13 protein-coding genes are annotated in these 12070 nt (G+C 61.8%); 11 read left to right on the forward strand and 2 right to left on the reverse strand.

Going from position 1 to position 12070, the window contains the following annotated elements:
- Positions 1-23 precede the first annotated feature (23 nt).
- Positions 24-1598 (reverse strand): trimethylamine methyltransferase family protein, encoded by a 1575-nt coding sequence (locus NKJ37_RS24420; protein WP_023812310.1) that lies wholly within the window; start codon positions 1596-1598, stop codon positions 24-26.
- A 275-nt stretch (positions 1599-1873) separates the two neighbouring features.
- Between NKJ37_RS24420 and NKJ37_RS24425 the strand changes: the two genes are divergently transcribed.
- On the forward strand, positions 1874-2572 hold the full coding sequence (locus NKJ37_RS24425) for a cobalamin B12-binding domain-containing protein (RefSeq protein ID WP_023812311.1): 699 nt from the start codon (positions 1874-1876) through the stop codon (positions 2570-2572).
- 85 nt (positions 2573-2657) lie between these two features.
- Here NKJ37_RS24425 and NKJ37_RS24430 read toward each other — a convergent pair whose 3' ends face one another.
- Complete coding sequence (locus NKJ37_RS24430; RefSeq protein WP_023812312.1) at positions 2658-2798, reverse strand: entericidin A/B family lipoprotein; 141 nt, start codon at positions 2796-2798, stop codon at positions 2658-2660.
- Between the two features lie 76 nt (positions 2799-2874).
- Between NKJ37_RS24430 and NKJ37_RS24435 the strand changes: the two genes are divergently transcribed.
- The 10 genes from NKJ37_RS24435 (at position 2875) to NKJ37_RS24480 (ending at position 12060) form a co-directional block, all read left to right on the forward strand.
- Entirely contained in the window at positions 2875-3504 is a 630-nt protein-coding gene (locus NKJ37_RS24435; RefSeq protein ID WP_352439868.1) for a DUF1638 domain-containing protein, read from the forward strand.
- A 113-nt stretch (positions 3505-3617) separates the two neighbouring features.
- On the forward strand, positions 3618-4193 hold the full coding sequence (locus tag NKJ37_RS24440; RefSeq protein ID WP_352609524.1) for a DUF4893 domain-containing protein: 576 nt from the start codon (positions 3618-3620) through the stop codon (positions 4191-4193).
- Between the two features lie 93 nt (positions 4194-4286).
- On the forward strand, positions 4287-5069 hold the full coding sequence (locus NKJ37_RS24445) for a formyl transferase (RefSeq protein ID WP_352609522.1): 783 nt from the start codon (positions 4287-4289) through the stop codon (positions 5067-5069).
- 203 nt (positions 5070-5272) lie between these two features.
- A complete protein-coding gene (locus NKJ37_RS24450; RefSeq protein ID WP_023812316.1) occupies positions 5273-5575 on the forward strand; it encodes a virulence factor in 303 nt (100 codons plus the stop codon).
- A complete protein-coding gene (locus NKJ37_RS24455; RefSeq protein ID WP_128304382.1) occupies positions 5568-6206 on the forward strand; it encodes a methylenetetrahydrofolate reductase C-terminal domain-containing protein in 639 nt (212 codons plus the stop codon). The genes NKJ37_RS24450 and NKJ37_RS24455 overlap by 8 nt, the downstream gene beginning before the upstream one ends.
- Positions 6203-7294 carry a methylenetetrahydrofolate reductase gene (locus NKJ37_RS24460; protein ID WP_128304383.1) on the forward strand — a complete coding sequence of 364 codons (1092 nt, stop codon included), beginning with the start codon at positions 6203-6205 and terminating at the stop codon, positions 7292-7294. The genes NKJ37_RS24455 and NKJ37_RS24460 overlap by 4 nt, the downstream gene beginning before the upstream one ends.
- Positions 7295-7435: 141 nt before the next feature.
- On the forward strand, positions 7436-8410 hold the full coding sequence (locus NKJ37_RS24465) for a methyltetrahydrofolate cobalamin methyltransferase (RefSeq protein WP_023812319.1): 975 nt from the start codon (positions 7436-7438) through the stop codon (positions 8408-8410).
- Positions 8361-10511: an ASKHA domain-containing protein gene (locus NKJ37_RS24470; protein ID WP_128304385.1), complete on the forward strand. Its 2151-nt coding sequence runs from the start codon at positions 8361-8363 to the stop codon at positions 10509-10511. The genes NKJ37_RS24465 and NKJ37_RS24470 overlap by 50 nt, the downstream gene beginning before the upstream one ends.
- Positions 10512-10699: 188 nt before the next feature.
- A complete protein-coding gene (locus tag NKJ37_RS24475) occupies positions 10700-10879 on the forward strand; it encodes a hypothetical protein (RefSeq protein ID WP_348629751.1) in 180 nt (59 codons plus the stop codon).
- 233 nt (positions 10880-11112) lie between these two features.
- Positions 11113-12060, forward strand: coding sequence for an alpha/beta hydrolase (locus NKJ37_RS24480; protein WP_352775338.1), 948 nt, complete (start codon positions 11113-11115; stop codon positions 12058-12060).
- Positions 12061-12070: the final 10 nt, after the last annotated feature.

Genomic DNA, 12070 nt, shown 5'->3' on the forward strand with positions numbered 1-12070 from the left:
GCCCCGCCTGACTCGGGCTCCTTTCAAGTGAAGGCGTCGGGCATCGACCCCTTCTTCTTGGCGATGAAGTCCTGCAACGCTTCGTCGATGCTCGGATCGAGATACGGCGCCTCGTAGCTTTCCAGCCAGCGGCGGGCAAGTTCGTTGGCACGCTGCGGCGCGGTCTTCTCGCCTTCGGCCAGCCACTGCTCGTAGGAATTGTTGTCGGCGATGTTGGAGCGGTAGAAGGCGGTCTGGAAATTGGCCTGGGTGTGGTCGCAGCCGAGATAGTGGCTGCCGGGGCCGACCTGGCGGATGGCGTCCATCGCCTGGCCGTTTTCCGACAGGTCGACGCCCTCGGAAAACTTCTGCGTCATGCCGAGCTGATCGATGTCCATCATGAACTTCTCATAACAGGACGCGAGCCCGCCCTCGAGCCAGCCGGCAGAGTGCAGCACGAAGTTGGTGCCGGCCAGGATGGTCGAGTTCAGCGTGTTGGCGCTTTCATAGGCCGCCTGAGCATCCGGAACCTTGGACGCGCAGAGCGAGCCGCCGGTGCGGAACGGCAGGCCCAGCCGACGCGCCAGCTGTGCGGCGCCATAAGACACCAGCGACGGCTCCGGCGTGCCGAAGGTCGGCGCTCCCGACTGCATCGAAATCGACGAGGCGAAGGTGCCGAACAGCACCGGCGCGCCGGGACGGATCAACTGCGTGAACGAGGCGCCGGCCAGCACTTCGGCCAGGACCTGCGTCAGCGTGCCGGCCACCGTCACCGGGCTCATCGCGCCGGCAAGGATGAACGGCGTGACGATGCAGGCCTGGTTGTGGCGCGCATAGACTTTCAGCGCGCCGAGCATGGTCTCGTCGAACACCATCGGCGAGTTGGCGTTGATCAGGCTGGTCAGCACCGTGTTGTTCTCGACGAAATCGTCGCCGAACACGATCTTGGCCATGGCGACGGTGTCTTCGGCGCGTTCCGGCGCGGTCACCGAGCCCATGAACGGCTTGTCGGAATATTTGATGTGGCTGTAGATCATGTCGAGGTGGCGCTTGTTGACCGGCACGTCGACTGGCTCGCACACCGTGCCGCCCGAATGGTGGATCGACGGCGCCATATAGGCGAGCTTCACGAAATTCTGGAAATCCTCGATCGTCGCATAACGCCTGACGCCATCGAGGTCACGCACGAAGGGCGGACCGTAGACCGGCGCAAAGACGGTGGCATTGCCGCCGATCTGCACCGAGCGCTCGGAATTGCGCGCATGCTGGGTGTAGACGGACGGCGCGGTCTTGAGCAGCGAACGGCACAGCCCCTTCGGAAAGTGCACGCGCTCGCCCTTGACGTCGGCGCCGGCCTCTTTCCACAGTTGAAGCGCTTCCGCGTCATCACGGAAGATGATGCCGATCTCCTCGAGCACCGTGTCGGTGTTCTTTTCGATCAGCGCCAGGCCTTCCTCGTCCAGCACCTCGTAAACGTTGATCTTGCGTTTGATGTAGGTGAGCTGCGTACCCGGGCCACCGCCCGAACGTGCTGCCCGCCGGGCTGCAGCCCCGCCGCTGGCGCCACGCCCACGTCGCGCGTTTGACGCTTCCTGATCGACTGCCGCGTGTTCGCTCATGGTGGCTCTTCCCTAAATCTGTTCTTGTCTGGAATCCATAGCGGCTGCATCTCGCCGCTTCTTGCCGATCGTAGCCATGCACCCTATTCGAAACGGCCCGCCAGCGCCAACGCCTGTCGCAAAATCGACAAGAATTCCAAGAGAGTTACGGTCGCTTTCCTTTTGCGGGAAGTCGCAAATCAGCTATGGATACCTGCCCCCAGCGGGTTAGGTATGAACGCGAATATTTTGTGCCTTGCGACGCACGTCGCGATGCCGGCAGGAGCTCGATACAAATGGCCGACGACGAGATCATCCTTTCCGAACTTTCCGACGACGAGTTGGTGCAGCAGATGCACGACGATCTCTATGACGGGCTGAAGGAAGAAATCGAGGAAGGCACCAACATCCTGCTCGAGCGCGGCTGGGTGCCCTACAAGGTGCTGACCGAGGCGCTGGTCGAAGGCATGCGCATCGTCGGCGAGGATTTTCGCGACGGCATCCTGTTCGTGCCCGAAGTGCTGTTGTCGGCCAATGCGATGAAGGCCGGCATGTTCATCCTGCGTCCGCTGCTCGCCGCCACCGGCGCGCCGAAGCAGGGCAAGATGGTCATCGGCACCGTCAAGGGCGACATCCACGACATCGGCAAGAATCTCGTCGGCATGATGATGGAAGGTGCAGGCTTCGACGTCATCGATCTCGGCATCAACAATGCGGTCGAGAAATATCTCGATGCGATCGAACAGCACCAGCCGGACATCATCGGCATGTCGGCACTTTTGACCACGACCATGCCCTACATGAAGGTCGTCATCGACACGATGAAGGAAAAGGGCATCCGCGACGACTATGTCGTGCTGGTCGGCGGCGCGCCGCTGAACGAGGAATTCGGCAAGGCCGTCGGCGCCGATGCCTATTGCCGAGACGCGGCGGTGGCGGTCGAGACCGCCAAGGACTACATGAAGCGCAAGCACAATGTGCGCGCTTCGGCCTGATTGGCCAATTCAGAATGGACAACAGGAAGCCGCGCCTTGCAGCGCGGCTTTTTTGTTCCCAGATGAAGAAGTACGGGCGCGGAGATCAGGGATTGTTGACGGTGTCCTCGACCGCATTGGCGGTTGATTTGACGTCCTTGCCGACGCCACGGACGGTGTTCGCACAAGCCGTGAGGGCCAGGGCGCAGGTCAAGATGGCAATTGGCGTGATGCGTAGCAGTTTCATGGACGGTGTCTCCCTCAATAGATAAATTAGCAGATAAATTAGCGCTACAGCAACGAAGGCCGGCTCGACGGGTTCCATGGCCAAGACGCAAAAAACGAAACCGAATCAAGACGACAGGCTGCTCGTTATCGCCTGTGGGATGATTGCGCGCGAAATTCTGGCCGTCAAGGAACAGCTCGGACTGGATCACCTCGACCTGACCTGCCTGCCGGCGGAATTCCATTTCTACCCGGACCGCATCGCTCCGGCCATGGACAAGGCAATCGAAAAGGCCAAGGCCGAAGGCTACAGCAACATCTTCGTCGGCTATGCCGATTGCGGCACCGGCGGCCTGCTCGACAGGGTCTGCGAGAAGCATGGCGTCGAGCGCATGGCCGGCCCGCATTGCTTCGCCTTCTACCAGGGCATGGAGGCCTACGCGAAGGTCGCAGACGACGACATGATGTCGTTCTACATGACCGACTTCCTCTGCCGGCAGTTCGACGCCTTCTTCATGAAGCCGCTCGGCCTCGACAAGCACCCGGAACTGATCAAGGACTATTTCGGCAACTACGAGAAGCTGATCTATCTGGCCCAGACCAATGATCCGGAACTCGACAAGGTCGCCGAAAAGGCCGCCAAAATGCTCGGTCTCGTTTATGAACGCCGCGCCACTGGCTACGGCGACCTGACGGTCGGAATGGCGCAGGCGGCTGCACACGCCTGAAGCAATTCTTGACCCGCTATGCTCCAACCCTGGATGACAGGCCATCGAGAACGGGTAAGTTGTGCGCCACAAGGCAACAGGCCCTCCAGCCATTCGAACGTGGAAACGCACCGATGACACCTCGCCTCTTGATAGCCGCACTCGGTCTCCTCTGTTTCGCCCTGCCCGCTCATGCCGATGGCGAGATACAGAAACTCATCACCCCAGCCGACAAGGCACGGCTCGACAAATATGGCGAGACCCGCAAGGCAGCCCTTGCCGAGGCGAAGGCAGGCAACCCGGCCGAGGTCAAGCAACTCGATGCCCTGCTGGCAAAGCCGCTGGTGGCCTTTTCCGACAAGGACCTGACCGGCAGTTGGCGGTGCCGCACCATCAAGGCCGGCGGGCCTTTGCCGCTCGTCATCTATGGCTGGTTCAAGTGCAAGGTGACCGACGACGGTTCCGGCTGGCGGCTGGAAAAGATCAGCGGTTCGCAGCGCACCAAGGGCCGCTTCTTCGACGATGGCGAGAAACGCGCGATCTATCTCGGCTCCTTCTATGTCAACGATGATCCGGCAAAGCCCTATGGAAGCGGCCCGCAAACCGACCAGGTCGGCTACGCCTTCCGCAACAGCGCCAAGGAATGGCGCATCGAATTTCCGGCGCCCTACTACGAATCGAAGCTCGATATCATCGAATTCAAGCGCTGACTGTGTATCGAAGGCTGATCACCAAGGATTAACCCGGACACCCTAGCATCCCGTCCATTGTCGAGAACGGGTTGCTTGGAGGGGGCAGTATCCATGGCAGCATTAGAATCCAGTACGCGTCCGATCGTGGTCGTCACCGGGGGCGGCCAGCATGTCTGGGCTATGATCAATGCAATCGCCGATCGCGTTGGTCCTGTCAGCGTCGTCCTCGAAACCCCTGAATCCAAAAAGCAATTGCTGCGTGGCCGGGCTCGCCGCCAAGGCTGGATCTCCGCCATGGGCCAGCTTGGCACGATGGTGCTGAGCAGGTTGGGCAAGCGATTCCTGGCCGGCCATAGCGCGCGATTGATTGCCGAGGAGAAGCTGGAGGTTGAGCCGCGACCAGGCCAGGAGATCATCCAAGTATCCTCGGCCAATGGGCTTGAGTGCCTGCAGGTAATCCAGAAGATCCGGCCAGGCGTTGTGCTGCTCAACGGTTGCCGACTAATCTCGGCGGAGATGCTGAGCAAAATGCCCTGCCCGGTGCTCAATTACCATGCGGGCATCACGCCGAAATATCGCGGCATGAATGGCGGCTATTGGGCTCTGGTATCAGGCGATGCGCAGAATTTCGGCACGACTGTCCACCTCGTCGACGCTGGCGTCGACACCGGTGGCGTGCTGAAGCAGGCGCGCGGACGATCGAAAAAGGGCGACACCATCTCAAGTCACGCGCTACGCCAGACGGCGTTCTCGCGCGACATCTGCGTCGAGGCCGTCAGCGATGCACTGGCTGGAAAACTCACGACGATCGATCCCGGCCTGCCTTCGAAGCTGTGGTATCATCCGACGATCTGGTTCTACGTCTGGACGGGCCTCAGAACCGGCATCTGGTAGCGAGTTCCTCGCCCGTATCCGCATGCCGCACGCTGGCTCTTCCGGCGCGTCGAACCTGCCGCCAGCACACGCCGCAAACGAATAAACCCACCTTTCATTTTACGACATCCAAATGCGTCGCTTTTGAATGCGCGCGCGTCGTCCCATAACAAGCGGCCCCACTGCGCTTCCGGCAATGCTCGCAGATCGAGGAGTGAGAATTCATGGCCGATCTGATCGTCGTCTACTGGCGCGACATCCCAGCCCAAATCATCGTCAAGAAGGGCCGGCAGAACGCCAAGCGCGAACTGCCGCTGCGCTTCACCGAGGCGATCGACATGTGCGCGATGCGCACTGGCGCCGGCGGCACCGACGATTATCTGGCCGAATGGCGCAAGGCCGATCCCGTCCCGGTCGGCGATGACCTCGAAGCCGAGGTCGAGAAGGCATTCAACGATATCGACACGAAATACGACCGCGAGCGGCTGGTCGCCCTGGTCAAGGCAGGCGGCAAAGAAAATGTCTGAAACCATTCCTGCCAAGGATGGCCAAAGGGTTGTCCAGCCGGTTACCCAAGCCACTCTGGTCAAGAAGGCAGCGCCGAAATCCGACTACAAGCCGGCCGACGTGTCGCCGCAGCGGCGCGTGCAGCGTTCCTTTGCGGTTCGGCTGTGGTCGATCAGGCATTCGCGTCTGCTCGAATGGTTCTACGCCAAATTCGCCGACATGTTTCTGCTCCTCCATCCCCTCTGGAAGGGCATAGGCTACGGCCGCGTCGAAGGGCCGATCAAATTCGTCGAGAAGCGCGTCAAGGGCTTCATGTTCGACTGCCGCATGTGCGGCCAGTGCATCTTGTCCTCGACCGGCATGTCGTGCCCGATGAACTGCCCCAAGCAATTGCGCAACGGCCCTTGCGGCGGCGTCCGCGCCAACGGCAATTGCGAGGTCGAGCCCGATATGCCCTGCGTCTGGGTCAAGGCCTGGGAAGGCTCGCAAAACATGGTGCACGGCGACAGGATCCTGACCGTGCAGAAGCCGGTCGACCAGTCGCTGCGCGAAACCTCGGCCTGGCTGCGGGTGACCGCGCAGGCGGCCACCGCGCGCGAAGCGGCCGCTGCCGCCAAGAATGAGACGGCCAACACCGGGGCGTCGGCATGATCGGCCGCCAGCGCGACGAGAACCCGGCTGGCATCCACCTGCCGCTTGAGCCCTTGCCCGGCCACACCTCGCGCGGCCGGCTGGAGCGCGTGCTTAGGCGCGGCGAATTCGCGGTGACGACCGAACTCAACCCACCCGACAGCGCCGATCCCGAAGACGTCTATAACAGGGCGAAGATTTTCGATGGCTGGGTCGACGCCATCAACGCCGTCGACGCATCGGGCGCCAATTGCCACATGTCGTCGGTCGGTATCTGTGCGCTTTTGACCCGCATGGGCTATGCGCCGATCATGCAGATCGCCTGCCGCGACAAGAATCGGATCGCCATCCAGGGCGACGTGCTGGGTGGTGCCGCCATGGGCGTGGCCAACATGCTGTGCCTGACCGGCGACGGCGTGCAGGCCGGCGACCAGCCCGGCGCCAAGCCGGTGTTCGACCTCGACTGCATGTCGCTGTTGGAAACCTGCCGTATCATGCGCGACAATGGCAAGTTCCTGTCCGGCCGCAAGCTGACGACGCCGCCGCAGCTTTTCCTGGGTGCTGCGATCAACCCGTTCGCGCCGCCGATCGATTTCCGGCCGCATCGCCTGGGCAAGAAGATCGCCGCCGGCGCGCAATTCGTACAGAGCCAATATTGCTTCGACGTGCCGATGTTCCGCACCTACATGCAAAAGGTGCGCGACCTCGGCTACACCGAAAAATGCTTCATCCTGGTTGGCGTCGGCCCGCTCGCCTCGGCCAAGACGGCCAAATGGATCCGCTCGAACGTGCCGGGCATCCATATTCCCGATTCAGTCATCAAGCGGCTGGAAGGCGCCCAGGACCAGAAGAAGGAAGGCAAGCAGCTCTGCATCGACATCATCAATGAGGTGAAGGAAATATCAGGCGTTTCCGGCGTTCACGTAATGGCCTACCGGCAGGAGGAATATGTCGCCGAGATCGTCGATGAATCGGGCGTTCTGAGGGGCCGCCAGCCGTGGAAACGTGAGATCCGTCGCGACGACCAGATGGTCGCCGACCGGCTCGACAGCATCTTGCACGACGACATTACCGAAACGCAGGTGGACATGGTGAAGACCGCGCACTGATGTATGTCGCCCAAAAGTGGGAACCGGTTTTGGGACAACGACATACTTTAACTCGAGGCGAAGCGCGGACGGCCACCCATTCGCTTGAACGAAAACAGACAACGATATAAAGAAATCTTTATATCACGGCGGAGAGAATTCATGACCCGTACCATCGTCGCTTCGGCGACACGAGAAATCATCATCGGCTTCGACCAGCCGTTCTGCGTGATCGGTGAACGCATCAACCCGACCGGCCGCAAGAAGCTGGCCGCCGAGATGATCGCGGGCAATTTCGAGACCGTCATCAGGGACGCATTGGAGCAGGCAGCGTGCGGCGCCACCATGCTCGACGTCAACGCCGGTGTCACCTCGGTTAACCCGAACGAGACCGAACCCGGCCTCTTGGTGCAGACGCTGGAGATCGTGCAAGGGCTGGTCGACCTGCCGCTGTCGATCGACAGTTCCGTCACCGCAGCGATCGAAGCCGCACTCAAAGTTGCCAAGGGCCGTCCGCTGGTCAACTCCGTCACCGGCGAGGAAGAAAAGCTCGAAGCCATCCTGCCGCTGGTGAAGAAGTACAATGTGCCTGTCGTCGCCATCTCCAACGACGAGACCGGCATTTCGATGGACCCGGATGTCCGTTTCGCCGTCGCCAAGAAGATCGTGCAGCGTTGCGCCGATTTCGGCATTCCGGCGCATGACGTCGTCGTCGACCCGCTGGTCATGCCGATCGGCGCGCTCGGCGACGCCGGCCGCCAGGTGTTCGCGCTGCTGCGTCGCCTGCGCGAGGAGCTCAAGGTCAACACCACCTGCGGCCTGTCCAACATCTCCTTCGGCCTGCCGCATCGCCACGGCATCAACGCCGCTTTCATCCCGATGGTGATCGGCGCCGGCATGACATCAGCCATCATGAACCCGGTACGCCCGCAGGAAATGGAAGCCGTGCGCGGCGCCAATGTGCTGAACGGCACCGACGAGAACTGCACCAACTGGATCAGAACCTACAAGGATTACAAGCCGGCCGAAGGCGGCCAGGCGGTCGCCGCCCCGACGCAGGTCAATGCGCCGGGCGACGGCGCCGGCAATGGCGGCCGCCGCCGTGGCGGCCGTGAAGCCCGGATGGGCCGAGGATAAGCGCGCAATCGTGAACTCACCTGCAAACATCACCGATCCGCTCGTGCTTTTCATGCCGTCCGGCAAGCGCGGGCGGTTTCCTGTCGGCACACCGGTGCTTGATGCCGCGCGCCAGCTTGGTGTCTATGTCGAAAGTGTGTGCGGCGGACGCGCCACCTGCGGGCGCTGCCAGATCGAAGTGCAGGAAGGCAATTTCGCCAAGCACAAGATCACCTCTTCCAACGACCACATCACGCCCAAGGGCGCCAAGGAAGAGCGCTATGAGCGCGTCCGCGGCCTGCCCGAACGGCGCCGCCTCTCCTGCTCGGCGCAAATCCTCGGCGACCTCGTCATCGACGTGCCGCAGGACACCGTGATCAACGCGCAGACCATCCGCAAGGATGCCGACACCAGGGTCATCGCCCGCGATTCGGCGATCCGCATGTGCTATGTCGAGATCGAAGAGCCCGACATGCACAAGCCGCTTGGCGACCTCGACCGCCTGAAGATCGCGCTGATGCACGACTGGGGCCTGAAAAGCCTCGATTTCGATTTTCATCTGCTGCCGCAGGTGCAAGGTATCCTGCGCAAGGGCAACTGGACCGCGACCGCCGCCATCTACAAGGATGCCGACTCAGAGACAGCGCGCGTCGTGGCGCTGTGGCCCGGCCTCAAGAACGAAGCCTATGGGCTGGCTTGCGACATCGGCTCGACCACCATCGCCATGCATCTGGTATCGCTGCTGTCGGGCCGCGTCGCCGCCTCGTCGGGCACCTCGAACCCGCAGATCCGCTTCGGCGAGGACCTGATGAGCCGCGTCTCCTATGTGATGATGAATCCTGACGGGCGCGAAGGCATGACGGTCGCCGTGCGCGAGGCGATCTCGGGTCTCGTCGACAAGGTCTGTGCCGAAGGCAATGTCCAGCGCAACGACATCCTGGACAGCGTCTTCGTCGGCAATCCGATCATGCACCATCTGTTCCTCGGCATCGATCCGACCGAGCTTGGCGGCGCGCCCTTTGCGCTGGCCGTTTCGGGCGCCGTGCATATCAAGGCATCCGACATCGGCCTGAAGCTTAACCAGGGCGCCAGGCTCTATATGCTGCCTTGCATCGCCGGCCATGTCGGCGCGGACGCGGCGGCGGTGACGCTGTCGGAAGGCCCGCACCGCCAGGACGAAATGATGCTGATTGTCGACGTCGGCACCAATGCCGAGATCGTGCTCGGCAATCGCTCGCGCGTGGTTGCCGCCTCCTCGCCCACCGGCCCGGCCTTCGAGGGTGCTGAAATCTCCGGCGGCCAGCGCGCCGCACCGGGCGCGATCGAGCGCGTGCGCATCGACCCAGACACGCTGGAGCCGAAATACCGCGTCATCGGCTCGGAACTGTGGTCCGACGAACCGGGCTTCCTGGAAAGCGTCCAGGCAACCGGCGTCACCGGCATCTGCGGTTCCGGCATCATCGAAGTGGTGGCGGAGATGTATCTCGCCGGCATCATTTCCGAGGACGGCGTCATCGACGGCGGGCTTTCGGCCCGTTCGCCGCGCGTCACCGCCAACGGCCGCACCTTCTCCTATGTGCTGAAGGAAGGCTCCGCCGCATTGACGGAAGATGGGCCGAAGATCACCATCACCCAGACCGATGTGCGCGCCATTCAGCTTGCCAAGGCAGCGCTTTATGCCGGGACCAAGCTGTTGATGGAAAAGCAGAACACCGAGCATGTCGACCGCATCCATTTCGCCGGCGCCTTCGGCTCCTTCATCGATCCGAAATACGCCATGGTGCTCGGGCTGATCCCGGATTGCGACCTCGACAAGGTCTCGGCCGTCGGCAACGCCGCAGGTGCCGGCGCCCGCATGGCGCTGCTCAATCGCGGCTACCGCCGCGAGATCGAGGACACGGTCAGCAAGATCGAGAAGATCGAGACGGCGCTGGAACCGAAATTCCAGGAGCATTTCGTCTACGCCATGGCGCTGCCCAACAAGGTCGATCCGTTCCCAAAACTGTCGGCAGCGGTGAAACTGCCGCCGCGCAAGACGGTCAGCGAGGACGGTGTTGCCGGCGACGCTGCTCCGCGACGGCGTTCGCGCGAAGGCCACGCCGCCAGGCGTGGACGGGAATAAGCGGCCGCGCCCACCGCCTTTCCAAACTCATTTGCATGCAAATGTTTCCGGATCGCTTGATCCGGAAACCAAAACGCTGTTTTCGTGAAATTCGCCAGATACATGGCAGGCGCATTCAACCGGCATCGAATGGCAGGCTGGAGATATCTTTCAGCCGTCGCAACGCTCCAGAGGAGACAACGATGTCAATGCTCGAAAGCCTCGGCCGCTATGGCACGGCCATCAAGAATGCTCACGACCGCAGCAAGGCGCGGCGCTTGTTGAACAGTCTGCCGCCTGAGATTCAGAAGGACATCGGCTGGCCGGTGTCGCCGCGATCCAGCGAAAAGGCAGCACTCATCAACACCATCTGGAGCGCCGCGCGCTGATGACCTTCGCCGACAAATGCAAATTGCTCGGCATGCGCCGGGGATCACGCATGTCCCCGGCGACCACCAGCAACCGGCTGCGTGCCGCACTTTTGCCGCGCCGCTGAGCATCGCGGCGCGGATCACACCAGCGTGTAGATACGGCGCGAATCTTGACATTTTCGGCCACGGCACGATCTTCGAAGATAGTGGGGGTTCTCTTAGTCGGCTTTGGCCGAAGTTCGCGTATCCGCATGCCAAGTTTGAAAAGCCATGTCGTGTCTTTTGTCCTGCGGCACAGCCGCAAGCAGGCATTTGCCAGTCCGGAAAATCTGCAGCGCTGGATCGCGGCCGCGCGCGAGACCGAGAACCACCGGCCGCCCGCCTCGCTGCACCAGCGTCTCGACATCGAGATGCATACGGTCGATGGCTTCCCCGTCTACGAAATCGCACCCAGGACCGGCGAGCAGAAGCGGATTCTCTACTTGCACGGTGGTGCATATGTCTTTGAAATCACACCCTATCATTGGCACCTAATCGCCGAGATGGCGGATCGGCTGGGCTACGGGATCACGGTGCCGATCTATCCAATCGCTCCCGAACACGATTTCCATGCCATGTTCGGAATGGTTGGCGATGTCTACCGGCAGATGCTCGCCGAGACGGAAGCCGAAGACATCGTCTTCATGGGCGATTCCGCCGGCGGCAATATGGCTGTGGTGCTGACCATGATGGCCGCCGAAGAAGGACTGCCCCTGCCGTCGCGGCATGTGCTCATTTCGCCGGGTCTCGACGTGTCGCTCACCAATCCCGCAGTGTTCGAGGCGGAACGCAACGACCCTTGGCTGGGCATAGCTGGCGGACGAGAGGCAATTCGCCTGTACAGTGCCGGCATCGATCCCAGCGATTGGCACATCAGCCCGGTCTATGGAGATTTGTCCGTGCTGCCAAGAACGCTGCTTTTGACCGGCTCGCGCGATCTTTTGACTCCCGACAATCTGATCTTCGCCGAAAAAGCCCGCGCAGCCGGCGTTGAAATCGATCTTGTCTATGAGGAAGGCATGTTCCACGTCTGGCCGCTGATCGACATGCCGGAAGCCCGGCGCGCCCGCGAGCGCATCGTCGCCTTTCTCGGGGAGAGCCGGATCGTGCACGATACGAGAGTAAGGCATGAACAGCGCCCCGCCGAAGCGGCGGAGTAGCTCTATACTA

Origin of the sequence: Mesorhizobium sp. M0140 (assembly GCF_040322475.1) — a bacterium.
Classification (GTDB): domain Bacteria; phylum Pseudomonadota; class Alphaproteobacteria; order Rhizobiales; family Rhizobiaceae; genus Mesorhizobium.